At 61.8% G+C, this 25,691-nt stretch carries 20 protein-coding genes and 1 tRNA gene; 10 read left to right on the top strand and 11 right to left on the bottom strand.

All coding sequences use genetic code 11. The features are described from left to right. Positions 1–237 precede the first annotated feature (237 nt). Positions 238–1,725, top strand: coding sequence for a D-alanyl-D-alanine carboxypeptidase family protein (locus ACW9UO_RS06485; protein WP_457088151.1), 1,488 nt, complete (start codon positions 238–240; stop codon positions 1,723–1,725). A gap of 262 nt (positions 1,726–1,987) precedes the next feature. On the opposite strand, the gene ACW9UO_RS06480 is transcribed toward ACW9UO_RS06485, so the two are convergent. Next, on the bottom strand, positions 1,988–3,049 hold the full coding sequence (locus tag ACW9UO_RS06480; protein WP_457088150.1) for a quinone-dependent dihydroorotate dehydrogenase: 1,062 nt from the start codon (positions 3,047–3,049) through the stop codon (positions 1,988–1,990). Next, complete coding sequence (locus tag ACW9UO_RS06475) at positions 3,046–3,384, bottom strand: DUF952 domain-containing protein (protein WP_457088149.1); 339 nt, start codon at positions 3,382–3,384, stop codon at positions 3,046–3,048. The genes ACW9UO_RS06480 and ACW9UO_RS06475 overlap by 4 nt, the downstream gene beginning before the upstream one ends. A 184-nt stretch (positions 3,385–3,568) precedes the next feature. Between ACW9UO_RS06475 and ACW9UO_RS06470 the strand changes: the two genes are divergently transcribed. The 4 genes from ACW9UO_RS06470 to ACW9UO_RS06455 all read left to right on the top strand — a co-directional run bounded on the left by ACW9UO_RS06470 (position 3,569) and on the right by ACW9UO_RS06455 (position 7,528). Further along, positions 3,569–5,128, top strand: a complete 1,560-nt coding sequence (locus tag ACW9UO_RS06470) for a bifunctional metallophosphatase/5'-nucleotidase (RefSeq protein WP_457088148.1) — start codon at positions 3,569–3,571, stop codon at positions 5,126–5,128. Between the two features lie 79 nt (positions 5,129–5,207). Beyond that, positions 5,208–5,513: a DnaJ family domain-containing protein gene (locus ACW9UO_RS06465; protein ID WP_457088147.1), complete on the top strand. Its 306-nt coding sequence runs from the start codon at positions 5,208–5,210 to the stop codon at positions 5,511–5,513. A 123-nt stretch (positions 5,514–5,636) separates the two neighbouring features. After that, a complete protein-coding gene (locus ACW9UO_RS06460) occupies positions 5,637–6,830 on the top strand; it encodes a class I SAM-dependent methyltransferase (protein WP_457088146.1) in 1,194 nt (397 codons plus the stop codon). 5 nt (positions 6,831–6,835) lie between these two features. Next, positions 6,836–7,528 carry an SOS response-associated peptidase gene (locus tag ACW9UO_RS06455; protein ID WP_457088145.1) on the top strand — a complete coding sequence of 231 codons (693 nt, stop codon included), beginning with the start codon at positions 6,836–6,838 and terminating at the stop codon, positions 7,526–7,528. Here ACW9UO_RS06455 and ACW9UO_RS06450 read toward each other — a convergent pair. Then, on the bottom strand, positions 7,521–9,419 hold the full coding sequence (locus ACW9UO_RS06450; RefSeq protein ID WP_457088144.1) for an alpha-amylase family protein: 1,899 nt from the start codon (positions 9,417–9,419) through the stop codon (positions 7,521–7,523). The two genes, ACW9UO_RS06455 and ACW9UO_RS06450, sit on opposite strands and share 8 nt — an antisense overlap. 203 nt (positions 9,420–9,622) lie before the next feature. Between ACW9UO_RS06450 and ACW9UO_RS06445 the strand changes: the two genes are divergently transcribed. Continuing rightward, positions 9,623–9,696: transfer RNA gene (locus ACW9UO_RS06445), tRNA-Gly, on the top strand. A gap of 153 nt (positions 9,697–9,849) precedes the next feature. Here ACW9UO_RS06445 and ACW9UO_RS06440 read toward each other — a convergent pair. Continuing rightward, positions 9,850–11,421, bottom strand: coding sequence for an ABC transporter substrate-binding protein (locus ACW9UO_RS06440; RefSeq protein ID WP_457088143.1), 1,572 nt, complete (start codon positions 11,419–11,421; stop codon positions 9,850–9,852). 396 nt (positions 11,422–11,817) lie between these two features. On the opposite strand from ACW9UO_RS06440, the gene ACW9UO_RS06435 reads away from it, so the two are divergent. Next, complete coding sequence (locus ACW9UO_RS06435; protein WP_457088142.1) at positions 11,818–13,770, top strand: caspase family protein; 1,953 nt, start codon at positions 11,818–11,820, stop codon at positions 13,768–13,770. 61 nt (positions 13,771–13,831) lie between these two features. Continuing rightward, positions 13,832–15,625, top strand: a complete 1,794-nt coding sequence (locus ACW9UO_RS06430; protein WP_457088141.1) for an ABC transporter transmembrane domain-containing protein — start codon at positions 13,832–13,834, stop codon at positions 15,623–15,625. Between the two features lie 4 nt (positions 15,626–15,629). On the opposite strand, the gene ACW9UO_RS06425 is transcribed toward ACW9UO_RS06430, so the two are convergent. Together ACW9UO_RS06425 and ACW9UO_RS06420 are read right to left on the bottom strand one after the other, a co-directional pair. After that, complete coding sequence (locus ACW9UO_RS06425) at positions 15,630–17,114, bottom strand: S8 family serine peptidase (protein WP_457088140.1); 1,485 nt, start codon at positions 17,112–17,114, stop codon at positions 15,630–15,632. 95 nt (positions 17,115–17,209) lie between these two features. After that, positions 17,210–17,530, bottom strand: coding sequence for a hypothetical protein (locus ACW9UO_RS06420; protein ID WP_457088139.1), 321 nt, complete (start codon positions 17,528–17,530; stop codon positions 17,210–17,212). 207 nt (positions 17,531–17,737) lie between these two features. Between ACW9UO_RS06420 and ACW9UO_RS06415 the strand changes: the two genes are divergently transcribed. After that, positions 17,738–19,621 carry an acyl-CoA synthetase gene (locus ACW9UO_RS06415; RefSeq protein WP_457088138.1) on the top strand — a complete coding sequence of 628 codons (1,884 nt, stop codon included), beginning with the start codon at positions 17,738–17,740 and terminating at the stop codon, positions 19,619–19,621. Positions 19,622–19,684: 63 nt separating this feature from the next. On the opposite strand, the gene ACW9UO_RS06410 is transcribed toward ACW9UO_RS06415, so the two are convergent. The 3 genes from ACW9UO_RS06410 to ACW9UO_RS06400 form a co-directional block, all read right to left on the bottom strand. Next, positions 19,685–20,059 carry a DUF2237 family protein gene (locus ACW9UO_RS06410; RefSeq protein WP_457088137.1) on the bottom strand — a complete coding sequence of 125 codons (375 nt, stop codon included), beginning with the start codon at positions 20,057–20,059 and terminating at the stop codon, positions 19,685–19,687. 45 nt (positions 20,060–20,104) lie between these two features. Next, positions 20,105–20,866, bottom strand: coding sequence for an aminoacyl-tRNA hydrolase (pth, locus tag ACW9UO_RS06405; RefSeq protein WP_457088136.1), 762 nt, complete (start codon positions 20,864–20,866; stop codon positions 20,105–20,107). 111 nt (positions 20,867–20,977) lie between these two features. Continuing rightward, positions 20,978–21,622, bottom strand: a complete 645-nt coding sequence (locus ACW9UO_RS06400) for a 50S ribosomal protein L25/general stress protein Ctc (RefSeq protein WP_457088135.1) — start codon at positions 21,620–21,622, stop codon at positions 20,978–20,980. A gap of 334 nt (positions 21,623–21,956) precedes the next feature. Here ACW9UO_RS06400 and ACW9UO_RS06395 point away from each other — a divergent pair, with 334 nt between their 5' ends. After that, the gene (locus ACW9UO_RS06395) at positions 21,957–22,559 is read left to right on the top strand and encodes a GNAT family N-acetyltransferase (protein WP_457088134.1); all 603 of its coding nucleotides are present in this window, start codon (positions 21,957–21,959) and stop codon (positions 22,557–22,559) included. Positions 22,560–22,583: 24 nt separating this feature from the next. Here the strand turns inward: ACW9UO_RS06395 and ACW9UO_RS06390 are convergent, their stop codons facing one another. Both ACW9UO_RS06390 and ACW9UO_RS06385 read right to left on the bottom strand, forming a co-directional pair. After that, complete coding sequence (locus ACW9UO_RS06390) at positions 22,584–24,347, bottom strand: di-heme-cytochrome C peroxidase (RefSeq protein WP_457088133.1); 1,764 nt, start codon at positions 24,345–24,347, stop codon at positions 22,584–22,586. A 155-nt stretch (positions 24,348–24,502) separates the two neighbouring features. After that, entirely contained in the window at positions 24,503–25,681 is a 1,179-nt protein-coding gene (locus tag ACW9UO_RS06385; protein ID WP_457088132.1) for an alpha-hydroxy acid oxidase, read from the bottom strand. Positions 25,682–25,691 lie beyond the last annotated feature (10 nt).

Below are 25,691 nucleotides of genomic sequence, written 5' to 3'. Positions count from 1 at the left end.
TTACTAGGGGGCGGTGGGCGGTGAAATATCAAGGGCGAGTCGTCTGCCACATTGCCGCCACAATCGACAGTCTTGCGGTGGGGCGGTCATGGCGCGCAATATGTGGTTAAGACGCGACTCATGATTCTGGAAATACCTTCTGGATTAAGGGTTTGAAGAGCGAAGTTCATATGCTACGCTATTCGCAATAATAAGCTGACCAGAAAACTGGCGGCACGAGGCAGAAGGCAGTTTATCGTGAAGGTTCGTAACCTGGAATCCGCCCGGTTGGGCGTGCTCATTATCGCATTGTTCTGGCTGTGTGTGGTGCTCCCGCTCAGCGTGGCGGCGGCCCCCTATGCCGCGATGGTCATGGATGCGCGATCTGGAAAAGTGTTACATTCCGAAAATGCCAACACCCGGCTGCATCCTGCATCATTGACCAAGATGATGACGCTGTATGTGGTGTTCGAGGCCGTGCAAAACGGCGAGATCAGCATGGATTCGATGGTCCAGATTTCGGCCAAGGCCGCCTCTGAACCGCCCTCGAAACTGGGGCTTAGGGCCGGGCAGCAGATCCAATTGCGCTATCTGGTACGGGCCGCGGCGGTCAAATCCGCCAATGACGCGGCCACGGCATTGGGCGAGGCGATCTCAGGCTCCGAGGCGGCCTTTGCGCGCCGGATGAATCGCACCGCCAAGGCGATGGGCATGACCCGGACGACGTTCAAGAACGCGCACGGTCTGACCGAGGCCGGCCACCTGAGCACCGCCCGCGACATGACCATTCTGGGGCGTCACGTGATCTATGATTTTCCGATGTATTACAATCTGTTCTCGCGCAAAACGGCAGACGCCGGCGTGCGCAATGTCAGCCACACGAACTCGCGCCTTTTGAGCAGCTACAAAGGCGCTGACGGGATCAAGACAGGCTATACGCGCGCCGCCGGGTTCAACCTCGTTGCCTCGGCCGAACAGGGGCAAGAGCGGGTTATCGCAACCGTTTTTGGGGGCCGTTCAACCACGACCCGTAACGCGCGGGTGGCGGAATTGCTCGATCTGGGCTTCTCTCGTTCGCCGACTCATGTGGCGCTCGCGTTGCCAAAACGGCCACGGTATCAAGGCAATGATGGGGCCAGCGTCGCTGTCGCTCTTGCCGATGCGTTGGATGAGCGTCCGGCCGCAGGAAAAACCGTCGCTGTGTTGCTCGCGGTGTCCAGCAGCATCCGGCCCAAACAGCGCCCCGGTGTAACAGCGAAAATGCCGGAAGAAAGCATTCTGGCCGCTGTGCAAGAGGGTGTGCTTGAAGCCGTCGCCGAGGCCACGGCCGAGAAAGTGGCGCGTGCGTCGCTGGTGGAGCAAACCGAGGTCGACAACCCGGCGGTCCGCCCCGAAGCGCGGCCCAAGGGGCTGCTGCTGGCGAGCGCCGGAGCGGTCAAGCCTTCTGCGCCGGACCCGGTTGTCCGTGAGCAGGTGCAAGAAATCATCACGCGTGTCTCCACCTCGGGTGGGCGGCATTGGGGCATCAACATTGGCCGGTATGGCTCTCAATTCGCTGCGGAAAAGGTGCTTTTGAAAACTGCGCTGACCGAGATGTCCACACTGGATGGCGCGCTGCGCAAGGTGGTAAGGCGCTCGTCCGGCTATGATGCGAATTTCATGGGGCTGAACCGGGAAACCGCCGATCTCGCCTGCCGTCGCCTGCAATCGCGCAATATCTCGTGCTTTATGATTGGGCCGTCCTGACGGCTGGCTGCCCTGTGGATAACCGTGGGGGTAACTCAGTTACTCTTGCGTGCTCAATATGATACTGTCCAATGCTGAGCTGACACGCGAAGGATGGCAGGCGAAGAGTGATATTCAACGCTATGCCGTCTGACGAGTTTACATAATCGAACATAAATTGCGCGATTACCCCCAGGGGCACCGGGTTTAAGTTGCAAATATCATATTCGGCTGGTTCTATCCACGCAGTGACGTGGTGGTAACGGGCAAAGTCTCGCCTCTATCAGGCAAGCCACTTCTGGACGTCGCTGCCGACAGCATCTGATACGGTTGCGAAGCCGTCAGCCTCTAGCCGTTGATCCAGCCCATTCACGATGTCCTGCACCAGCGACAGCCCACCGTACACCAAGGCGGTGTAGAGCTGCACAACCGACGCCCCGGCTTTGATCTTTTCATAGGCGTCTTCGGCAGAGGAAATCCCGCCAACGCCGATCAACGGCACGCTTCCCTCGGTCAGATCGTACAATTTCGCCAAAACGCGGGTGGATTTCTCGAACAACGGCGCGCCTGACAGGCCGCCTTGTTCCTCGCGGTGCTTTGAGTGCAGGCCCTCGCGCGACAGGGTGGTGTTGGTGGCGATGATTCCATCGAGGCCGGACAGCCGGGCCACATCCGCGATCTCGGCCAGTGCGGCATCGTCGAGGTCGGGGGCAATCTTGAGGAAAACCGGGATCGGCGCGGCCAAATCCGAGCGCGCCATCATCACACCGCCGAGCAGCGCCATCAGCGCCTCGCGCCCCTGCAAATCGCGCAGGCGTTCGGTGTTGGGCGAGCTGACGTTCACGGTCGCAAAGTCGACGTAAGGCCCGCAATGTGCCAGCACTTTGGCGAAATCTGCGGCGCGGTCTTCCGAGGTCTTGTTGGCCCCGAGATTGAGGCCGATCACCGGCCCCTGAGGCCGGGTTTTCAACCGTGCGCCAATGGCTTGCATGCCGTCGTTGTTAAAGCCGAACCGGTTGATTGCCGCCCTGTCTTCGGTCAGACGAAACAGCCGCGGGCGGGCATTGCCAGCTTGCGGCAGGGGGGTGGCGGCGCCGACTTCGACAAAGCCAAAACCCGCCTTGGACAGCCCGGCCAGCGCGGTGGCGTTCTTGTCGAATCCGGCGGCAAGGCCGACCGGATTTGGCAGCGTCAGCCCAGCCATTTCGGTGCGCAACCGGTCCGAGGTGAGCCGTCCGGGGGCGGGGGCGAGGCCCATTTGCAACGCCTTGATCGCCAAACCATGCGCGGTTTCGGGATCACAACGATAAAGCGCCTTGAGGCCGATCTGTTCCAGCAATGTCATGCGAAATCCTCGGGGAAAACATGGTGATCCTCAACCAGCGGCAGGTCACGGTGCCAAAGCACGTCTGTCATCCGTAACGCTCTGTAAAGGTGCGGGAAAAGCGCACCGCCTCGGGACGGCTCCCACGTCAAGGCATCTTCCATCGCATCAGACTCGCAGGCCAGCAGGACAAGGCCGGTCGCGCCGGCAAAATGCTTGGCGGCGGTTTCGCGCGCCTGTGCGGCGGTGGAAAAATGCACATAGCCATCGGCCAGATCGACCGGCGCGCCAGCGGTTTCGCCGTCACGGCGCAGGGTGGCCCATTCCTCGGCCCGGAAAATTTTATAGATCAGCATGTCCGCCGTATCCCGCGCGCGCGCCGCTGCGTCAAGGGGCCGTCTGCGTCACACGCCTGTCGTGAATTGCGGCGATGGATGCGCCTGTCGTTGCCGGGATCGGGCCTCCCTCAGGGTAAGCTTTGACAAGTCTTCGGTCCCGATGCAGCATCGCCATTATAAATACAACAGAGAGGGTTTCCCCATGTCGCTTCGACTTTTGACAAGTGCCGCCGCGCTCGCGCTGAGCGCCGGTGTCGCCAGTGCCGATTATTCGCTAACTATCTTGCACACCAACGATTTTCACGCGCGGTTCGAGCCGATCAGCAAATATGACAGCGGCTGTTCTGTCGAGGATGACGGCGAGGGCAAATGCTTTGGCGGGTCGGCCCGGTTGATGACCGCGATCAATGACGCCAAGGCGCGCAGCAACAATTGGGTGCTGGTGGATGGCGGCGATCAATTTCAGGGCACGCTGTTTTACACCTATTACAAAGGCAAGCTCGCCGCCGAAATGATGAACCAGATGGGCTATACCGCGATGACCGTGGGCAACCACGAGTTTGACGACGGACCCGAAGTGCTTCGCGGCTTTATGGATGCGATTGATTTCCCGATTCTGATGTCGAACGCCGATGTGTCGGGCGAGCCGCTTCTCGCGGATGCGCTGATGAAATCGACGGTGGTCGAGCAGGGCGGCGAAAAGATCGGCTTAATCGGCCTGACGCCGCAAAACACCGATGAGCTTGCCAGCCCCGGCCCGAACATCGTTTTCACCGATCCGTCGGATGCGGTGCAGGGCGAGGTCGACAAGCTGACCGAGATGGGCGTGACCAAGATCATCGTGCTCAGCCACTCGGGCTATGGCGTGGATCAGACGGTTGCGGCCAATACCACTGGCGTTGACGTGATTGTTGGCGGGCACTCGAACACCTACCTCGCCAATGGCGATGAGAATGCCGATGGTCCGTATCCGACCGTGGTGAATGGCGTGCAGATCGTGCAGGCCTATGCCTATGGCAAGTATCTTGGCGAGCTGAACGTCACCTTTGACGACGCCGGCAATGTCACCGAAGCCTCGGGCAATCCGATTGTGATGGACGCCTCTGTCATGGCCGACGAAGCGGTTGCGGCGCGCATTGCCGAAGCGGCGGCTCCGTTGGAGGAAATCCGCTCGAAGGTGGTGGCCCAAGCGGCTGAGCCGATTGAGGGCGACCGCTCGGTGTGTCGTGCGATGGAATGCCCGATGGGCAACCTGATTGCCGATGCGATGCTGGACCGGGTGGCCGATCAGGGCGTGCAGATTGCCATTCAGAACGGCGGCGGCATTCGTGCCTCGATTGACGCGGGTGAGGTGACGATGGGCGAGGTGCTGACGGTGCTGCCGTTCCAGAACACTTTGTCGACCTTTCAGGTGACCGGGGCCACGATGGTGGCGGCGCTGGAAAACGGCGTAAGCGAAGTGGAAGAGGGCGGCGGACGCTTTCCGCAGGTGGCGGGGATGACCTTTGCGTTTGACGCGTCGAAACCGGCGGGCGAACGGGTGTCAGACGTCATGGTCGGCGGCGCGCCGATTGAGGCCGAGACGGTCTATGGCGTGGTGTCCAACAACTATGTGCGCAATGGCGGCGACGGCTATAAGATGTTCCGCGACGCGATGAACGCCTATGATTACGGCCCCGATCTGGCGGATGTGACGGCGGAATTCCTGGCCGCGCAAGGCCCGTTCATGCCCTACACCGACGGGCGCATCATGGCGAAATAAGCGATGGGGGCGGCGCTGTTGGGGTGCCGCTCCTTGCCCCCCTCTTGCGGGGGTGTTTTGTTTCGGCGAAACTGCGGCGATGGACCATCCTTTGATTGATCTGATCACCGCGCGTATTCGCGAAGCCGAGGCGGAGGGCGCGTTTGACAACCTGCCTGGCGCGGGCAAGCCTTTGCCCGCCTGTGACGATCCCGAGAATGCGCTGCTGAACCGGCTGGTGAAAGAGAGTGGCGGGGTGCCGGAGTTTGTCAGCCTGTCGCGCGAGCTTGCGCGGTTGCGCGAAGAGCTGCGGGAGACCGGCGATCGGACCCGGCGGCAGGAAATTCTGAAAGAGATGTCGTTGATGGATGCCCGGATTGAAATGGCACGTCAGGCCTATCGGTAGGGGAAATTCCATTGATGGAATTTGCAAATTCCATTGATGGAATTTCCGTCGCGCCAGGCCGGGGTTGAGAAACCTTGACTGACAGGGCAAACCTGCGGGGCAACGGCGGCACAGGGCAGGGATATGGTCACGGTCAAGGAACATTACGAAGCCTATCCCTATCCCGAACGCGACCCCGAGGACGAGCGCAGGCGGCTGATCACCGGATCGCCGTCGCATCCGGTCGAGCTTGATCACTACCTTTTTGCCGGCACGCGCGACTGGAGCCGCCCTTTGCGGGTGCTCGTGGCCGGGGGCGGCACCGGCGACGGGCTGATCCAACTGGCGCATTATCTCAAACTGGCGGGGCATCCGCATGAGATCACTTATGTCGATCTCTCGACAGCCTCGCGCGCTGTGGCCGAGGCGCGGGCCAAGGTGCGCGGCATCACCTCTGTCACCTTCCACACCGGCAGTCTGTTGGATGCGGCCAATTACGGCCAGTTCGATTACATCGATTGCTGTGGCGTGCTGCACCATTTGCCCGATCCGGATGCCGGCTTTCGCGCGCTGCGGGCGGCTTTGGCCCCCGGTGGTGGCATGGGCTTCATGGTTTACGCACCCTATGGCCGCTCCGGGGTTTATCCGCTGCAAGAGGCGTTTGGCGCACTGTTTGCCGATCTGCCGCCGAAGAAACGCCTGAAGGCGGCGAAGGCGGCGTTTGATGCTTTGCCTGCGGGCCATCCGTTCAAATGCAACCCGCATCTGAGCGATCACCGGGCGTCGGACGCCGGGTTCTACGATCTGCTTTTGCATGGGCAGGACCGGGCGTATGACGTGGCCGCTTTGGTAGGCACGCTTGGGCGCACCGGCTGGGCGTTGCGCTCTTTCACCACGCCCGGCGCGTATGACCCTGCGCGGTTTGCGTCTGTTCCCAAGGGGATGGACGCCGTTTCACGAATGGCGCTGGCGGAAAAGCTGTGCGGATCGATGCGGCTGCACACCGCCTATGCGGTGGCTGAAGGCGACGCGGGGCATTTGGCTGATGGCATCTCGCCCGGTTTGGTGCCGCATCTGATCGGCGTGGCGCCTGCCGCTTTGGCCAAAGCGGTGGCTGAGGGGCGTGAGGTGCCGGTGAAGATGGGCGGCGAGCGGATTGCCCTGAAGCTGCCGCGTGAGTTGGCCGGGCCGCTGGCGCTGGTGAACGGCAGGCGCAGCTTGGGCGAGATTGCGAAAGCGGCAGGCATCGAGCAGGCCCGGTTTACCAAGCTCTGGCCGCGCGGGGCCGAGAAACTCAGCGCTTGGGGCTTGCTTCTTTATTCTGGCTTTTTACGCTAGCGCCCATGTGCGGCCGATTTGCAGTCACCCTTCCGCCCGACGCTATGGCGCAGCTGTTCGCAGCGACGCCCGCGAATGATTTGCCCGTGGTGCCCAACTATAACGTCTGCCCAACGACCCTGATCGCCACAGTGCGTACAGGCGATACGGAGGATATGGGGCGGCAGCTTGTGCCGATGCGCTGGGGGTTTGTGCCGCATTGGTACAAGACGCCCAGCGACGGCCCGCTGTTGATCAACGCCCGCGCTGAAACGCTTGCCGAGAAGCCGGCGTTTCGCGCGGCCTGTCGGGCGCGGCGCTGTTTGATCCCCGCCAGTGGCTTTTACGAATGGACCAAAGACCCCGAGGGCAAGCGCCTGCCGTGGTACATTCGCCGCGCCGACGGTGCGCCGCTGCTGTTTGCCGGGATCTGGCAGGATTGGGAGCGGGACGGCGAGGCCCTGCGCACCTGCGCGATTGTCACCACCGGGGCCAACACACGGATGCAAGAGATTCACCACCGCATGCCGGTGATCTTAGAGTCTGACGACCTACCGCTCTGGCTTGGCGAAGCGGGCAAGGGCGCGGCCAGCCTGATGCAGGCGGCGGACGACGAGGTGCTGGAATTTTACCGCGTCGATCCCGAGGTCAATTCCAACCGGGCGCAGGGCGACGCGTTGATCGCGCCGCTTGGCCGCGACGACAGCGCCGCTACCTGATCCAGACGCGGGCGTAGGGGGGCAGGGGGATGGTGCCGTGGCCATCGCCCACCTGCGACTGGCTGAGCGTGTCAAACAGCTGCGTTGCGCCCTGATCCACCACCCAGCCTGTCGGAACAGATTGCCAAGCTTCGGTGAAGTTGAACAGGCACACTAGGCTGCCCGTGGGCGCGCGGCGGGCAAAGGCAAACAGCGCCGATTGGCCGGGGTGCAGAACATCGGTGGCAAAGCCTGCGTGCAGTTCGGGCGTGTCGGCGCGGCGGCTCAGGATATGCTTGATCCCGGCAAACACCCGTCCCGCCGCGCTTTCGGGGGCGGTGCGCGACACCTCGACCCGGTCCCAGTCCATCACCGGGCGATGCAGCCAGCGGCTGTCTTGGGCGTGGGCCGGGACGTCGTGATAGCCATAATCGTTCAACAGCGCGATCTCATCGCCCATATAGATCAGCGGCACGCCGCCATAGGCCGCAATCAGCGCGTGGCCCATCAGCATCCGCTCTACCCCCAGCGCGAGGTCCTGCGGATCGCCACTGTCGCCGCCGCGTTCCAGCCCACAAAGCGAGGCAGTGGTGCCGCTGTTGCGTTTGTCGCCGGTGTCGGGGTTGTGCTGAAACAGTTCGCCCACGGCGAAAGAGCCGGGAAAGGTGCCCTGGTAGAAATCCGCCAGAAACTGCCGGTGCAGAAAGCCATTTGCGCCGATGGTGGCGGCGTCTTCGTCGGTGACGGCCCAGCCGATATCATCGTGACAGCGCAGATAGGTGGCATAGGTCGCATTGGTCAGCGACGGCGGGAAATGCGTGGCCATCACATGGCGCATCAGCCGGGTATCGCGCGCCGCCAAAGCCGACCAGAACTGCACCATCAGCGAATTGTGATAGGCGAGGTTGCCCTCTTTGCCGTCATGTTCGCCCCGGCCCAGATAGGGCAGCATTTCGCCGGGGCTGACGATGGCCTCTTCGAGGTGGATCACCGCAGGCGCGGCAATGCGGGTGGCGGCGCGCAGGGCCTGCAACAGCATGTGCACCTCGGGTTCGGACTGGCATTTCGTGCCCATCCGCTTCCACATAAAGGCCACGGCATCCAGCCGAAGCACATCGACGCCTTTGTTGGCAAGAAACAGCATGATCTCGAGGATCTCGATGAAAATCTGCGGGTTGGCCCAGTTGAGATCCCACTGGTGTTCGTTGAACGTGGTCCAGACCCAGCGCTCGATATCGTCGTACCAGGTAAAGCTGCCGGGGGCGGTGTCGGGGAAAATCTCGATCAGGTTGCGCTCGTATTGCCGCGGCAGGGTGTCGTCTTCGAACATCAGATAATAGTCGCGGTAGGCCGGATCATCGGCACGCGCCTTTTGCGCCCAGTCGTGTTCCTTGGCGGTGTGATTGACCACCATATCGACGCAAACGCTTATGCCTCGGGCGCGGCAAGCGGCGGTGACGGCCTCGAAATCGGCCATGTCACCAAGGCTGGGATTGATCGCGCGGTAGTCCATCACCGAATAGCCGCCGTCATTGTCGCCGGGGCGCGGCTTGAGGCAGGGCATGAAGTGGACATAGGTGATGCCGAGTTCTGCGAGGTAGTCGAGCTTGTCGATCACACCGCGAAAATCACCGGCAAACCGGTCGACGTAAAACACATAGCCGTTCATCGCGGGCCGCTGGAACCAGTCCGGCTCGAGATCGCGGATCATGTCGAGCCGTTTGAGCGCGGCAGGCCGCTCCATCGCGCAGCGCCGCAGCGTGTCGTTCAGCGTCTTGGTGAAGCGGTCGAAATCGGGGTGGGTGCCGTACAGCCGGGTCAGCATCGACCAAAGGTCATCATAGCTGCGGGCATAGCGCAGATCAAAGACTTGGGAATCGTTGATCGCTGTGTCGGAAAAATTGTCGCTCATGCTGTCCCCCAAGTCCCGAATGCGCTTCTTGGCTTTGACTGTGCCCTAGTTGCGGTGGTTTCTCAATATCAAAGCGCTTTGGTAGGTTACACAATATGCGCGCGGCTCTGTCCGAGACCCTGCACCGGTGAATTGGGTTTCAATAAACTCGCATGATCCTGTTGACCTGTCGGCGGGGTTGAATTACTCACCGTTTTTGCCGAGCGGGCGTTGTGTAATGGTAAGACCTCAGCCTTCCAAGCTGATGATGCGGGTTCGATTCCCGCCGCCCGCTCCAAAACTTCCCTGATTTAGCAACGGCACGACCGCATCGCTTTGCGGACAGCGTGCTGTAATAGCGTCTCGCGCTGTCAAAGCGGCGCCTGCAATCTTGCCAGGGAAAGACGCCGCCACCCGTGTTGGGTGGCGACGCCAAGGTTTAGCTTGCGGTTTAGGCGACCGACCAGCGCTCCATCCAGCGTTCGCCGTCTTGGTCAAAGTTCGACGCGAACTCGCCATGCACAACGCGGCTAGAAGTGGCGAAGGCCCAGTTGGCGAACATCGGCAGCACCGTACCGCCATCTTGCGACACGATCTGCTGCATCTCGCCGTACATCTCGCGGCGCTTGGCCTCGTCGAGTTCAGCACGGGCCATAACCAGCAATTCGTCGAACCGGTCGCTTTTCCAGAAGCTGTCGTTCCACGCCGCACCGCCGCCATACGCGGTGGTAAAGATCTGGTCCTCGGTCGGACGCCCGCCCCAGTACACCGCCGAGAATTCGTGCTTCATCCAGACATCAGCCCAGTAGCCATCGTTGGGCACCCGATTGGTGTCGATGGTGATGCCCGCGTCGGCTGCCGAGTTCTGGTACAGGGTGGCGGCATCGACGGCACCGGGGAAGGCGGCATCCGCTGCCGACAGCCGTATGCTCAGCCCGTCAAGACCGGCCTCTTTAAGGTAAAACTTGGCCTTGTCGGGGTCATACGGCGTTTGGGCAAGATCGGCATTGTGGAAGCGATAGCTTGGGCCGATGGGTTGGTCATTGCCGACGGTGCCGTGGCCAAACAGGATCTTCTCGACCAGCTCCTCGCGATTGATCGCGTGCTTCAGCGCCAGGCGCACGTTGAGATCATCAAACGGCGCAACATCGGCGCGGGCGGCAAAGCTGTAGTATTGCGGACCGGCGATGGAGTGGATCGAGATGTTGGGATTGCGGCCAAGCAGCGCCACGGTCTTGAGATCAAGCTTGTCGATCGCATCCACTTCGCCCGCCGCAAGAGCGGTGGTGCGGGCGTTTACGTCGACGATGGACAGCATCTCGACCGACTGAACAAAGCCGCGATCCTGGTTCCAGTCGTTGTCGAACCGCTCAAGCTTGGCGACGACACCGGGATTATACTCGGTCATGCGATAGGGGCCACAGCCGTCGCCCGAGCGCCAGTCAATGCCGCCAGCGCCATCCGACGGACAGATCGCAAGGTGGTAATCGGTGAAGATGAAGGGGAAGTCGGCGCTGCCGGATTCCAGCTCGAACACCACCGTATCGTCACCCTCTTTGGTGATCGAGGAGACGGGCGCAACAAGCGGTTTGGCCGCCGAGGTCGAATCGTCGCCGCGGTGATAGTTGACCGAGTCGATCACATCATCGAGCGTGACCGGCTTGCCGGAGTGGAAGGTCATGCCCTGGCGGATCTTGAAGCGCCAGGTTTTGGCGTCCGGGGTGGCCTCCCAGCTTTCGGCGACATCCGGTTCGGCCGAGCCGTCGACAGCGACTTTGGTCAGGTAGCCGTTCATGCCCAGCGACAGCGCGATGGAAAAGCCGTTGGTCCATGTTGCGGGGTCAAGCGTGTCACCGGATTGGCCGTGGCCCTTGGCCACCCGCAGCGAACCGCCGCGTTTCTGTTGCGCGCGCGCCGGGGTAAGGCCCCAAAGCGTGCCGGTCGCGGCAAGCCCGGCAACAGCCGCGGTTGAGCCGATGAATGAACGGCGTGTTGGTCCGCCGGGTCGATTTGTTTTTGTCATTTGGCCTAAGCCTCCCTGTTTTCGTGATTTTGGCGCAGTGGCCGCACCTGAACGCTCCGCTTATGTGGGCACAGGCTGCCCCCTTTCGGAGCGTCGTGCGGACGTGCACGGATCGGACTGGCCCTTGCGGGCCAGACCGTCCTTGCGCCCACAGTGCTGCGTTTTTGCGGGGCGATCAAGCCGATGCGGCCGGATGCGCCGCAGTTTGATGAAACGGGCCGGCGTGGGGGGCGGCACAAGAGGAGGCTCTGGCGCCTTGGCATTGACGGGGCGCGGCGGGCGCGGCAGCGCCTCGGTTGGCCGCCGCCCGCGCCAGATTTGCGCCGTTTTGACAGCTGGCTTTGAGAAAACCGGTTTCTGCGCAATACTCGTGGTCTTGTTTCAGGAGAGTGCCGGATGCGTCTTTTGTCTTGGCTTGGGGTTTGCGTTCTTCTTATCGCGGCGGTGCCTGCCTTGGCTGCAAAGCGGGCGCTGGTGATTGGCAATGCCGCGTATCTTGAACTTGATACCCTGCGCAACACGATTGGCGACGCCGAAGGATATGCCGGGGCGTTCCGGGATCTGGGGTTTGATGTCACCTTTCTGAGTGACCTTGATGAGGTGGCGCTGGAAGCGGCGGTTGTGGGGTTCGTGGATGGCATTGCCCCGGGGGATGAGGTGGCCTTTGTCTATGCTGGCCACGGGTGGAGCGCGGATGGCGTGAACTACCTGATCCCCACCGATGCCCCGGCAAATGGCTCGGTTCGGCTGCTGTCGCGCCGGTCACTGCCGCTCAAGAACGGCGCTAATGGTGTGCTTGATGACATTGCGGCGCAGGGGGCGGCGCTGAGCCTTGCCATCATAGATGCCTGCCGCGACAACCCCTTTGCCAGCCCCGGCACCCGAAGCGCGGGGGCCAGCCGGGGACTGGCGCGCATAGAGCCGGTGCAGGGGTCGTTTGTGATTTATTCCGCGGGCGAGGGGCAGACCGCGCTGGATGGGTTGCTTGCGGATGGGCCGGAGCAGCGGTTCTCGGTGTTCACGCGCAACTTTCTGCCATTGCTGACCTCGGATATGTATCTTGAGGATGCGGTGTTTGAGGCGCAGGAGCGCACGGCCCAGGATGCGCGCAGCCAGGACCATCTGCAAATTCCTGCGGTGTACCGGCAAAAGCTGGGCAAGACCTGCCTCAAGGCGCGCTGTGGCCAACGGCCTGTGCCCGAGTTTGCGCCGGTCGCGGTGCCTGCTCCGCACACCGGGCCGCGCCAAGGGTGGACCCATCGGATTGAGTTTGCCCACGGCACGCGAGGCCAGGTGCGCGATATCGCCGTGCATCCCGTGCATGACGAAGTGGCGGTACTGCTGTCGAGGTCCGGCGATGAGAGTTCGGACCGCGAGGCCGAAATCCTGTATTTCGGGCGCGATGGCTCAGCTTTATGGACGGCCAAGCTGGTGAGCCTTGGTGCCGCCAAGTTGACCTTTCAAGGCGACCGCATGCTTGCCCTCGGCGAGGACGGCCTGCAATGGCTGGATCGTGGCGGGCGCGTGGTTGAGGTTTTGCGCTTCAGGGACGGCAAGGCGGCGCATGTGTCGCAAATGAAGCTGATCGGCCCGACCACGCTGCGGGCGTATGGCGAAATCCGACAGGGCGACGAGAGGATGGAGGACCGGGTGTTTGACATCGACACCGAAACCGGCCTGATCTCGGACCCGGTGTTCGCGCCAACAGAGGATTTGTATCACGATAGCGTGCGGATTGCGCAAACCGGTCACTTTCTGGCGGTGGTGCCGACCCGTGCGGCGGAAGACCCGTATAAACCGCTGGAAAACGATGGGATTTATGGCCCCGACGGCACACTTTTGCGGCTTATCGCCGTGACTGAAAAGTCTTCGATTGGCGTGACCGCATATGGCCAGGTTGCGTTGGGATGGACGGAGCCGGTATTCGACATTTGGGCCGAAGTGTTTTTCCTTGCCAGAGGCATTAACTACTGGCTGCACTTCACCACCTGGGCCGGAGAACTGCACTCTGTTCTGGTCCGGCACGTGCGCGATACCAGCTTTCCCTCGGCTGTGTTGTCCGACGGTGGGGCAATGATATCGGTGCTGATGACGAAGTTTGACGCACCCGATCTGGAGCTTCTGACCTTTGATGCCAAATCACACGTTTTGTTGCACCGATCGCAATTGAAAGCGCCCGAGCGCCGGATGATCAGCCCCAACATCGGTGCCCATTTCAGCGATGGTGGGACGGTGTTCAATATGCTTCGGTTCAACTTGCGCGGGGCAAGCCGCGCGCGGCCGGATATGGTGATGTTGTTTGCCACCGGGGCCGATGGCACCATCCCAGAGGAGGGCGCGGCGAAATAGCCAGCTTGCCCCTTTGGGCCGCATTCCGTACACCCCGCACACAGACGTGTAGGAGAGGCATATGCCGCGAGGAATGGGTCAGCCGCAAGAAGAGCGGGACAAATCAAAACGGATCGGCGCGCTGGGCGCATTGTGGCCGTTTTTGCAACCCTATCGGCTGCTTGTTCTGGCTTCAATTTTGGCGCTGGTGCTGACGGCGGGCATTTCGCTGACTTTGCCCTTGGCCGTGCGCCGGGTGGTGGATAATTTCGGCGCGGAAGACGGCGCTTTGCTTGATCTCTATTTCAGTGCCGCGCTGGGGATTGCCGCGCTTTTGGCGGTGGGCACGGCGCTGCGCTATGCGCTTGTCACGCGGCTGGGCGAACAGGTCGTGACCGACATTCGCAAGGCGGTGTTTGACCGGGTGATGGGCCTGTCGCCCGCGTTTTACGAGAACATCATGACCGGCGAGGTGGTCAGCCGGATCACCACCGACACCACGCTGATCCTGTCAGTGATCGGCTCGTCGATTTCCATCGCGCTGCGCAACGTGTTGATCTTTATCGGCGGCATGGGGCTGATGCTTTTAACCTCGCCCAAGCTGACCGGGCTGGTGCTTTTGCTGGTGCCTGCCGTGGTGGTGCCGATCCTGACGCTGGGGCGCCGGCTGCGGGTGCTGTCGCGCGAAAATCAGGATTGGATCGCGGCCTCGTCGGGCAGCGCCTCTGAGAGCCTGACAGCCGTGCAAACCGTGCAGGCCTTTACCCACGAAATCCTGACGCGCCGCGCCTTTTCCGACATCACCGACAAATCGCTGGATGCCGCCAAGCGGCGGATCACCACGCGGGCGCTGATGACGGCCATCGTGATTTTCCTCGTGTTCACTGGCGTGGTCGGTGTGCTGTGGATTGGCGCGCGCGATGTGCGGGCAGGCGGCATGAGCGCCGGGAGCCTTGTGCAATTTGTGATCTATTCGGTGATGGTGGCGGGTTCTGTTGCCGCCCTGTCCGAGATTTTTGGCGAGCTGCAACGCGCCGCCGGGGCCACCGAACGGCTGGTCGAACTGCTGCACGCCGAGGATGCGGTGAACGACCCCGATACGCCGCTGCCGCTGCCGGCCAATGTCACCGGGGCGATTGCCTTTGAGGACGTCACCTTTACCTATCCGCAGCGCCCGAATGTCTCGGCGCTTGACCACGTTTCACTGACTATCGCGCCGGGGGAAACTGTGGCGCTTGTCGGTCCGTCTGGGGCGGGCAAGACCACGATCATCCAGATGCTGCTGCGGTTCTATGATCCGGCTTCGGGGCGGATCACCTTGGACGGCGTCGACATTGCCGGGATGCGCCGCGATGCATTTCGCCGCGCGATTGCGCTGGTGCCACAAGACCCGGTGATCTTTGCCGCCACGGCGCGCGAAAACATCCGCTTTGGCCGACCCGAGGCCAGTGACGCCGAGATCGAAGCCGCCGCCCGCGCCGCCGCCGCGCATGACTTTATCAGCGCGCTGCCAGAGGGCTATGACAGCGGCTTGGGCGAACGCGGCGTGATGCTCTCGGGTGGTCAGAAACAGCGCGTGGCGATTGCCCGCGCCATCCTGCGCGACGCGCCGGTGCTGCTGTTGGACGAGGCGACAAGCGCGCTTGATGCCGAAAGCGAACGCGCGGTGCAAAGTGCGGTCGATGCGCTGTCACGCGATCGCACAACGATCATTGTGGCGCACCGCCTTGCGACGGTGAAAAAGGCCGACCGCATCGTGGTGATGGACCAGGGGCGCATTGTTGCCGTGGGTCCGCATGATGAATTGGTGGCGCAAGACGGGCTGTATGCCCGTCTTGCACGGATGCAGTTCACCGACGGGATCGCGGCGGAGTAGCCTCCTAAACCTCGGCCAGCGCGGCGGAAATATCGATCAGCCCCGCGCCGGTCGCCCCATCCTTGCCCGCGCTGGCCGGCACGCCGCCATCCGATTGATTGCTGGCCGGGCTGGCATGGCCATCAACCACATCGCGCGATGTCTTGTTAAACACCTGCTTGATGTCCTCCGCGCTTAACCCCGGATTTTTCTGCAACAGAAGCGCGATGGCCCCGGCCAGTTGCGGCGCGGCGGCCGAGGTGCCGCTGATCACCGCCCAGCCATCGGCGCGGCCGGTGCCGTCGGCGTTTTGCCGGTCGGTCTCACACTCGGGCTGCACCGGCAGCATGATGTAATTGGCCCCATTGGCCGCCATCCCCACCAGCCCGCTGGCATCGGGCACATGCCGCCCCGGATAGATCCGCGAGGTAAAGGCGCTGGCGTAATCCGAGGCCTGCATCGCACCGTTCTGCGCCACATACACCCCGCCCGCCGAGATCACCTCGGGCATCATGCCGGGAAAGGCGACATGGCCGTTGCCCGCCGAAAACACCACGATGGTGCCGCCTTGGGTGATTGCCTTGATCTCGGCCTCCATCGCGCGCAGCGAATTGGGCAAGCGGTCAAGATGGTTGCGCGACCCCGGCTGTGTCAGGTCAAAGCCAAGGCTGATCGAGATCACCTGCGGATTGTGCAGCATCGCGGTTTGCAGCCCCTCAAGGATGGTCGCACCTTCGGCGGGGAAATTCTCGTTATCAAGCTTGATGCCGGTGAATTCCACATCCGGCGCCATCGCCAAAAGATTGGCGGATTCCGCCGTGCCGTGGCCGTTGCCGTCCATCTCGACATCCGTCGCACCGGGGGCGAGCACCGATTTCGTCAGGTAGCCGCGTTCCTTGAAATAGGCGTGGCTCTGGGCAAAGCCGCTGTCGATCATCGCCACCCGCACGCCTTTGCCGGTGATGCCGCCCCGGTGCGCGGTGTCGGCGTTCAGCAGCATGGTGACATCGCCGGGCACCCGCAGATGATGATAGCTCACATCCGGCGGCAGCGCCGAAGTCGGACCGGGAAACCGCGAGTTCATGTAGATGTGGGGCCACTGGATATAGGCGTCGTCGATCATCGAGGAGAGGTCTTCGCGCGGGTTCCAGTCGGCCCCGTCACCGGGGAAATAAAACGCATTGGCCTGCCGCTTTTCGCCCTCGGAAAACGGCAGCTTCTTACGTTCGAGCTGGGTGCCAAAGATCTCTTCGTATTGCTTGCGGGTGCAGCGGGCGTTGATCGAGAATTCACCGGTGCCGGTGATCTCAAACCCCATGCGCGCCAGCTTGGCCTTGGTGTCCTCGACATGGTTTTGATCGGGGCGCATCTGCGCCAGCGTGGTGGTGGAAATTGCGCCGGAAAAGGCCACAGGCCCTTGGGCGATTTCCTTGCCCGGCAAAGTGATCGCCACGCGCACCGTGTCAGATGCCTTGCGACGGGTGAATGATTTTTCGACGGACTCCGACATCGCGGTTTCTCCCGTTAATAAATAGATGCACTAAAAAGAATCAATTAAAGCGTGCTAAATACACGCAATGATTGTGCATCCAAACGGGATTTCAGTCAAACACTGCCGCGAAAGTGCCGGGCTGTGGGGGCAACCGAGACGTAATCGACAAACGGCGCGATTTCGTCTGGGATCGAGATTGGCGGCTCTGTCTCGGGGCCGCTGGCCCCAACCGCGTCAGCCGTGCGGGGCAGGGGCTGGTCCTGCGTCGCGCTTTGGAACACCTCGTCAAAGGCCTCCGCGCTGGCGGTAAAGGACAGAGTGACCAGACCCGAGGTTGTCGGCTCCACCCCGTAGCGGGACAGGAAATCGGTGATCCGATCACGCGCCGTGTCTGATGTGCCGTCCGTTGTCAGTCCGATGACAAACTTAACCATGGCAGTGCCCTCCTGGCCGATGCGCGGCCCTGTCCCTTTGAGTCTCGGGCGCAAAGGGCAAATTTCAAGGGGCAGGCGGCGATTTCGGGTGTATTCTACGTAACGTCGCGGGGGTGCCTACCATGCGTCACACTTGCGTGCGATACTGATCCCTCGCATCGTGGTGCCAGGGACAAGCCTGCTGAGACGGGCCAGGGAGAGAAAGATATGGGATTTGCATCGCTCGCGGACCGCGACGCCATCGAAAACGAAATGCCGTGGGAAAACCGGGACTTGCCGGTTACGATCTACGGGTTTCTGGACCGGGTAAAGACCCGTTTCCCCAACCGGCCTGCGATCAGCTATCAGTTGATGTCCGGGGCCAAGGACCCGGCGCAGACGATCACATGGTCAGAGTTGCACGCCAAGGTCTGTCAGGCGGCCAACCTGTTTCGCAGCCTCGGCATCAAGGAAGATGATGTCGTTGCGTTTGTCCTGCCCAACTGCCTTGAGACCTCCTATGCGCTGTTTGGCGGCATGGTTGCGGGGATCGTCAATCCGATCAACCCGCTGCTCGAGCCCGAACAGATCTCGGCGATCCTGCGTGAAACCAAGGCCAAGGTTGTGGTGACGCTGAAAGCCTTTCCCAAGACCGACGTGGCGCAAAAAGTGGCCGAGGCGGTGGTGGATGCGCCCGGCGTGACCACCGTGCTTGAGATCGATCTCAACGCCTATCTGACGCCGCCCAAAAGCTGGATCGTGCCGTTGATCCGGCCCAAGAACCCGGTAAGCCACAACGCCACCGTCAAGAATTTCGTCACCGAAATGGCACGTCAAAAGACGACGCTGGCGTTCGAGGACATTCAGAAAGACCGCGTTGGCGCCTATTTCCACACCGGCGGCACCACGGGCATGCCCAAGGTCGCACAGCACCTTTATTCCGGCATGATTTACAACGGTTGGCTGGGCAATCGGCTGCTGTTTGATGAGACCTCGAACATCATGTGCCCACTGCCGATGTTCCACGTCTTTGCCGTGCATGTGATCCTGATGGCGGCAGTCAGTTCGGGCGCGCATGTGGTCTTTCCCACGCCGCAGGGCTATCGCGGCGAGGGCGTGTTTGACAACTTCTGGAAGCTGATCGAACGCTGGCAGATCACCTTTATCATCACCGTGCCCACTGCCGTTTCGGCGCTGATGCAGCGCCCGGTGGATGCCGATATTTCCTCGGTCAAAACCGCGTTTTCCGGCTCGGCCCCGATGCCGATGGAGCTGTTCAAGCGGTTTGAATCCTCCTGCGGGGTGGAGATCATCGAAGGCTATGGCTTGACCGAAGCGACCTGTCTGGTGTCGGTGAACCCGACCGAGGGCGAGAAAAAGGTTGGCTCGGTGGGCATTCCATTGCCCTACAGCCACGTCAAGATTATCAAGCGGGTGGGCAATGGCCCCGAAGAATGCCCGATGAACGAGATTGGCGAGATTTGTGTGGCCAACCCCGGCGTCTATGCCGGCTCGACCTACACCGAGGAAGACAAGAACCACGATCTGTTCCACGAAGACCGCTATCTGCGCACCGGCGATCTGGGGCGGATTGATGAGGATGGCTATCTCTGGATTACCGGACGCGCCAAGGACCTTATCATTCGCGGCGGCCACAATATCGATCCGGCCGAGATTGAAGAGGCGCTGCTGTCGCATCCGGCGGTTGGATTTGCCGGGGCGATTGGCCAGCCTGACGCGCATTCCGGCGAGCTGCCTTGCGCCTTTGTTGAGCTGGTGGCCGGGGCCTCGGTGACCGAGGCCGAGCTGATGGAGCATTGCAAGACCCATGTGCATGAGCGCGCCGCACACCCCAAGCATATGACCATTCTGGATGAGCTGCCCAAGACGGCGGTGGGCAAGGTGTTCAAGCCTGAGCTGCGCAAGCAGGCGATCACGCGGGTCTATAACGCCGCGCTGGCCGAACGAGGGGTGAACGCCCATGTGGCCGAGGTGATCGACGATAAAAAGCGTGGATTGGTGGCGCGTATCGCCAAGTCTGGCGTGGCCCGCGAAGAGGATGTCAGCCACGTTCTGGGTGCCTTTACCCGGCCATGGGAATGGGCAGAGTAACAGCCGAAACTGCAAAGGGCGGGGGATAACCCCGCCCTTTTGCGTGACGTGCGCGCCGTTGGGTCAGTTTAGGTGGGCGTGATCGCGCAGCACCTCAAGCGAGACAATCTCAAGCGCGCGGCTGTGGGTGGCGGCAAGGTTCACCTTGGGCGCACAGCCTTCGTCATGCGCTTGCAGAAAGCGCCCGGCGCAAAGGCACCAGTGGTCGCCGGGCCGCAATCCGGCAAAGCCGAACTCGGGGCGCGGGGTCGACAGATCGTTGCCGACATACTTGGAAAACGCGAGGAATTCGGCGGTCATCACCGCACAGACCGTGTGGCTGCCGCGATCCTCAAGGCAGGTGTTGCAATGGCCGTCGCGGAAATACCCGGTCATCGGTTCGGTCGAGCAGGGCTGGAGATCGTCGCCCAATACGTTGACGGAAGGGTCTTTTTTCATCGACTGTCCTTTCGGTGTGTGGTCGGTCGGGCTTGTTGCGCGGGCCTAGCGAAACTTGTCGACAAGTTTCTGCATCGCTGACCGGCTGTCCTCTGGCGCGGCTTTTTGCGCCTCCTTTGGCACGGGGGGGGCGGCGGGCTTTTGAGCCGGCTGCGGCTGTCCCTGTCCCTGTGCCTGTGCCTTTGCACGCGCCTTGGGGTTTTCCGCGCCCTTGCCATCTGGCGATTTGGAACTGCGCGGCGGCGCCACTTGCAGCGCCACGGCATTGAGAAACTTCGGCGCATCGCCGTCGGCCAGATGCGGCGCGCCATTGCCAATACCGGTCAGCAGCGGCTCAAGCCAGTCGCCATCCGCTTTGGCAAAATCGTGCAGCACATAGCCCGACACCCGGTCCTTGTGCCCCGGATGCCCGATGCCCAGCCGCACCCGATGATAGGCCGCACCGATATGGTCATGGATCGAGCGCAAACCGTTGTGGCCCGCATGGCCGCCGCCGGTTTTGACCCGGCATTTGCCCGGCGCCAGATCAAGCTCGTCGTGAAACACGGTGATGTCGCCAGCGTCGAGCTTGTAAAACCGCATCGCCTCGCCGACCGATTGGCCAGAGCGGTTCATAAAGGTTTCGGGCTTGAGCAGCAGCACTTTCTCGCGGCCTAAACGCCCCTCGGCGATCTGCCCCAGAAACTTGGCCTTCCACGGCCCAAATCCATGATCATCGGCGATCCGGTCCAGTGCCATAAAGCCGATATTGTGCCGGTTTCCCGCGTATTGCCCGCCGGGATTTCCCAATCCCACGAAAATCTGCATCTCGTCCGCTCCTTTGCTCCTGCCCCTTTTGCCTGCAATCGGGGGGGCGCTACAACGCAAAAAGCCCCGAGCGCGCGGCTCGGGGCTTTCCAATCAAACGATGGACTGACCTCAGTCTGCCGATTGCTCGGTTGCTGGTACGTCGTCCGCATCGGCGTCGTCTTCGTCTTCGCCAGCAGATTTCAGACCAGAAGGTGCCGAAACGTTGCAGATCACGAAGTCGCGTTCGGTGGTCGGCTTGGCACCGGCGGGCAGGGTCACATCAGAGATGTGAACGATGTCGCCAATGTCGAGGCCCGACAGATCAACCGTGATGCTCTCAGGGATATCGCCGGCGGTCACAACCAGTTCCACCTCAGGGCGCACAACCGTCAAAACACCACCTTTTTTGAGACCGGGGGAGGCCTCTTCGTTGGTGAAATCAACGTGAATGAACAGGTTGATTTTGGTGGTGCGGCGCAGGCGCATCAGGTCGAGGTGCGTCGGCAGGTCTTTGACCACATCGCGTTGCACGTCGCGGCAGATCACGCGCACGTCATCCTGACCGTCAACCTTGAGGTTGAACAGGGTCGACTTGAAGCGGCCTGCTTTCAGCTGTTTGAACAGCGTGTTGAAGGGGATCTGAATCGGAAGCGGATCAGTATCGCCACCAAAAACGATGCCCGGAACCATGCCGTCGCGGCGTGCCTGACGAGCGGCGCCCTTGCCTGTCCCCGTCCGTTCCAAAGCGTGAAGATCTGGGATCTCTGCAGCCATGTTGTATTCTCCTAAATATAAGGCGGGAATCCTCCAAGGCTGTATCCCCGCGTGAAGGCGCGCTATAGACCGGATTCGCCAGATTTGAAAGGCTTTTGTCGCCCGCGCCGCCCGGCGTTTTGCCGATTGCCACCGGGCGCGCTGCGTGGCACGGATTTGGCATGAATTAAGCAGGATGTCCCGCGCTAAGAGGCGTGTCAGTATCTGGGCCACTTTGTGCGCCACGCGCGCGCCTGTAGCCGCCGTTCTAGACGGTGTAATTGACCGGGGGGATCATGCAGTTGATCGCAACGTCTGTGCGCGCCACTTTTGGCGGGGCGGCAAAGGAGAGCCCATGCTGGCTGATGGATTTCACGACGTGCCGAAGGGCAAAGTGGCGGCGGTCGTCACACATCTAGAGATGCGCGCGCGCCCCGATCTGTCGGCGGTAAAGCTGCCCGAGGGGATCAAGATCCGCCGGGTCGAGGCCCCCGATCCCGCGTGGTATCGCGATCTGTTTGTGCGGGTTGGCGGGCAGGACTGGCTGTGGTTTTCGCGGTTGCGCTTGGCCCCGGACGATTTGCACGCCACGCTGAGCCATCCCGGCACCGAGGTGTTTGCGGTGGAGGTTGCGGGCCGGGCCGAGGGGCTGTTGGAACTGGACTTCGCCACGGACGGCGAATGTGAACTGGCCTATTTCGGGCTGACCTCACAGCTGATCGGCACGGGCGTTGGGCGCGCCTTGATGACCTTTGCCACCGAGCGCGCCTTTGCCCGTGATATCACCCGTTTCCACGTCCACACCTGCACGCTCGACAGCCCGCAGGCGTTGGGCTTTTACCGCCGTGCCGGGTTTGTGCCGATCCGGCAACAGATCGAGATCGCACCCGATCCGCGCCTGACCGGCGATTTGCCCGCCGATGCCGGCGCGCATGTGCCCGTGTTCACCGACCGGTAAAGGCGGGCACAGACGCGGCAGGACTTACAGCGATTTCAGATATTCCAGCAGCGCGGTCTTTTGAGCGGCGTCGAGATCGGTGCCATAGGTGTGGCCGCAGTTTGAATTGCCGGAGTTGAGATCGTCACAGCCCGTGGTTTCGATCACGTGGTCGAATTTGGTCTGCGCCACTGCCATGCCCACGGCATCGATGTCGTAATTCGGGCCGGGGACAAAGCTTTTGGGCCGATCTGCGGGCGCTTTCAACAGGTCCGTCAGCGTCGGCACCGATCCATTGTGAAGGTAGGGCGCGGCGGCCCAGATGCCCTCAAGCACCCGGCTTTCGTATTTGCAGGCCGGGGCAGCGGTGTCCATCGCCCGCGCGGCATTGTCGCTGCCGGTCATCGGGAAGGCGCCTTCGATATTGCCCAGAAGCTTGAGGATTTCCTTGTCGTCCGAGGTTTCGGCGGACTGGAGTGCGCGGCTCACGTCTTCCTCAATCTTGCCGCCAAGCAGGCTGTCGGCCACATGTTGGGCGATGGCCCAGACCACGCTGGTGCCCAGCACATCAAAGGCGGTGGCCTCTGCGCCCAGTTCGGAAAAGCTGGTCGGGTTGATCGCGGTGGCCAGCACCCCGGTTTGCACCGTCCGCGTCAGGACCTGACATTCGCGGGTGTCGGTGCCCGCATCCAGTATCGGCGTGGCCCATGTGCGGTGGGTCAGCGAGCGGAATTCGCCGGTGGTGATGCCGTGACAGTCGACACAGCCGCCGTCCGCAGTGGCGAGATTAAAGATCCCTTCGCCTTGATCGGCCAGCGACTGGTTCAACGTCCAAGGCCATTTCGGCGCGCCAATGTCCCAGATCCAGTCTTCGAGCGATTTCAAACCCTCCCAATTGGCGGAATTGCGGGTCAGGTAATCGTGGCCGGAAATCACGCCATCGGTCTTGGTGGGGTAGAATTCGCCAAACACGCCATACACTTCGCCCAGATTGCGGGTCAGCCCAAAGAATGAATTGCCGTTCATCGAGAACCCCGGCCATTGGGTATAATCCTGCCGCGCGGCATTCCACAGAAAGGGATAGCGGGCCGGGGCATCGGCCACGGCGATGTTGTCGGCAATGATGTAATCGTCGGCTTCGGGGCCAAGATCGAGGCCCGCGAGCCGGTTAAAGATCATCGACACCGCATCAAGCCGCGATGGCCCCCAGGCCGGGTCGGGCAGCGACCGGTCGATCAGGGTGTGGAACCGGTTCGACCAGATCACAACCTCGGCCTTGAGCGCCTGAACCTTGGTAGCGGGCGTATCGGTCCCGAGCACCTTGGTCGCAAAGGTGTTGAACTCGGCGTCACTGGTCAGAACCGACAGCACAGCGTCGTCCAGATCTTTGAGAAAGCTCTGAAAGTCCACGATCCCCGGCCCGCCGTCGAGCCGATAGCGCGTGCCGTTCACATTGATCTGGCGGGTGTGGCAGGCGGCGCATGTCATGCCCACCGCCATATCCGCGCCGCTGCCGTTGGTGGTGAAACCGACGGGCAGATCCGCCTCGCCCTGATCGGGCAGGGGCAGGTAGCCATAGCGCCCCAATGCGTCTTCAAGAAAGGCGTCGCCGTCGGGTTGCGTCAACGCCCGCATCCAGGTCAGCGGCATGATCCGCGAGCCTTGATCCTGGGTATAGAACTGGTCGCGCAGGCTTTGCGTCCAGTCCTTGCCTTGGTCGACATAGACGGTTTGCGCGGCCAAAGGCACGGCCAGTTGCGTGGCCAGACAGGCGGTGAGGGCAAGCGGGGCGAGGCGGGGTAGCGACATGGCGGGCACCTTCAGGATCCGGGACAGGAGCCGTCAGGATACACCCAAAAGGAGAGTTTACTGTGAGGTTTCTCACCTAAGGGTGTGGTTTGCCCCCGCCATGCCCCCGCCATGCCCCCGCCATGCCCCCGCCATGACCGTGTTAAGGCCCGAACTTAAGCCTGTGCCGCGCCCTTCCAGCGGCCGCCAAACTCCTCTGGCACCAACAGAACATCCCGGTCGACATCTTTGATATCGCGCTTGCCACACAGCGCCATCGACACGTCCAACTCTTTGTGGATCACCTCAAGCGCCCGCGTCACACCGGCCTCGCCCATCGCGCCGAGCCCATAGATAAAGGCGCGCCCGATATAGGTGCCCTTGGCCCCCATCGCGACAGCCTTGAGCACGTCCTGACCCGAGCGAATGCCGCTATCAAGATGCACTTCGATCTCGTCACCGACCGCATCCATGATCTCGGGCAGCACCCGGATCGACGACAAAGCGCCGTCCAGCTGACGCCCACCGTGGTTGGAAACGATGATAGCATCGGCCCCGACTTTAAGCGCCATTTTGGCGTCCTCGGCATCAAGAATACCCTTAAGGATCACCTTGCCGCCCCACATTTCCTTGAGCTTGGCGATCTTGTTCCAATCAAGCGTCAGGTCAAAGTTTTCATGCGTCCAGGCCATCAGCGAAGCCGGGTCGGAGATATTGCTGACGTGGCCGACAATATTGCGGAACTCCCGCCGCTTTGTGCCCAGCATGCCAAGGCCCCAGCGCCAGCGGGTCGCCAAATCGGCGATCACGGCGGGGGTCATCTTGGGCGGGGCGGACAGGCCGTTTTTCAGGTCTTTGTGCCGCTGCCCGAGGATTTGCAGATCGAGTGTGATCACCAAAGCCGAGCACTTGGCCGCGCGGGCACGCTCGACCAAACGGCGAACGTAATCCTCGTCTTTCATGGTGTAGAGCTGAAACCAGAACGGTTTGGTGGTGTTCTCGGCCACATCCTCGATCGAGCAGATCGACATGGTCGACAGGGTGAAGGGCACGCCGAATTTCTCGGCCGCCTTGGCAGCCAGGATTTCGCCGTCGGCGTGCTGCATCCCGGTCATGCCCACGGGGGCCAGGGCGACGGGCATCGCCACGTCTTCGCCGATCATCTGCGTGGCGGTGCTGCGGTTGGACATATCCACCGCAACCCGTTGGCGAAGGCGGATTTTATCGAAATCCGAGGTGTTCTCGCGGAAGGTCTGTTCGGTCCAGCTTCCGGATTCGCAATAGTCGTAAAACATCTTTGGCGCACGCGCCTTATAGAGACGTTTGAGGTCGTCAATATTGGTGATGACGGGCATGGGCGACTCT

The organism is Marinovum sedimenti (genome assembly GCF_054052205.1).
Note: the sequence above shows the minus strand (reverse complement) of the source record. Positions and strands in the feature narration are given on the sequence as shown.

Excerpts from the sequence above, each read along its gene's own strand:
- ACW9UO_RS06480 (WP_457088150.1), bottom strand. The coding sequence starts at position 3,049 with ATGACATTGCTGGAACAGATCGGCCTCAAGGCGCTTTATCGTTGTGAT.
- ACW9UO_RS06475 (WP_457088149.1), bottom strand. The coding sequence starts at position 3,384 with ATGCTGATCTATAAAATTTTCCGGGCCGAGGAATGGGCCACCCTGCGC.
- ACW9UO_RS06470 (WP_457088148.1), top strand. The coding sequence starts at position 3,569 with ATGTCGCTTCGACTTTTGACAAGTGCCGCCGCGCTCGCGCTGAGCGCC.
- ACW9UO_RS06465 (WP_457088147.1), top strand. The coding sequence starts at position 5,208 with ATGGACCATCCTTTGATTGATCTGATCACCGCGCGTATTCGCGAAGCC.
- ACW9UO_RS06460 (WP_457088146.1), top strand. The coding sequence starts at position 5,637 with ATGGTCACGGTCAAGGAACATTACGAAGCCTATCCCTATCCCGAACGC.
- ACW9UO_RS06455 (WP_457088145.1), top strand. The coding sequence starts at position 6,836 with ATGTGCGGCCGATTTGCAGTCACCCTTCCGCCCGACGCTATGGCGCAG.
- ACW9UO_RS06450 (WP_457088144.1), bottom strand. The coding sequence starts at position 9,419 with ATGAGCGACAATTTTTCCGACACAGCGATCAACGATTCCCAAGTCTTT.
- ACW9UO_RS06440 (WP_457088143.1), bottom strand. The coding sequence starts at position 11,421 with ATGACAAAAACAAATCGACCCGGCGGACCAACACGCCGTTCATTCATC.
- ACW9UO_RS06435 (WP_457088142.1), top strand. The coding sequence starts at position 11,818 with ATGCGTCTTTTGTCTTGGCTTGGGGTTTGCGTTCTTCTTATCGCGGCG.
- ACW9UO_RS06430 (WP_457088141.1), top strand. The coding sequence starts at position 13,832 with ATGCCGCGAGGAATGGGTCAGCCGCAAGAAGAGCGGGACAAATCAAAA.
- ACW9UO_RS06425 (WP_457088140.1), bottom strand. The coding sequence starts at position 17,114 with ATGTCGGAGTCCGTCGAAAAATCATTCACCCGTCGCAAGGCATCTGAC.
- ACW9UO_RS06420 (WP_457088139.1), bottom strand. The coding sequence starts at position 17,530 with ATGGTTAAGTTTGTCATCGGACTGACAACGGACGGCACATCAGACACG.
- ACW9UO_RS06415 (WP_457088138.1), top strand. The coding sequence starts at position 17,738 with ATGGGATTTGCATCGCTCGCGGACCGCGACGCCATCGAAAACGAAATG.
- ACW9UO_RS06410 (WP_457088137.1), bottom strand. The coding sequence starts at position 20,059 with ATGAAAAAAGACCCTTCCGTCAACGTATTGGGCGACGATCTCCAGCCC.
- pth (WP_457088136.1), bottom strand. The coding sequence starts at position 20,866 with ATGCAGATTTTCGTGGGATTGGGAAATCCCGGCGGGCAATACGCGGGA.
- ACW9UO_RS06400 (WP_457088135.1), bottom strand. The coding sequence starts at position 21,622 with ATGGCTGCAGAGATCCCAGATCTTCACGCTTTGGAACGGACGGGGACA.
- ACW9UO_RS06395 (WP_457088134.1), top strand. The coding sequence starts at position 21,957 with ATGCTGGCTGATGGATTTCACGACGTGCCGAAGGGCAAAGTGGCGGCG.
- ACW9UO_RS06390 (WP_457088133.1), bottom strand. The coding sequence starts at position 24,347 with ATGTCGCTACCCCGCCTCGCCCCGCTTGCCCTCACCGCCTGTCTGGCC.
- ACW9UO_RS06385 (WP_457088132.1), bottom strand. The coding sequence starts at position 25,681 with ATGCCCGTCATCACCAATATTGACGACCTCAAACGTCTCTATAAGGCG.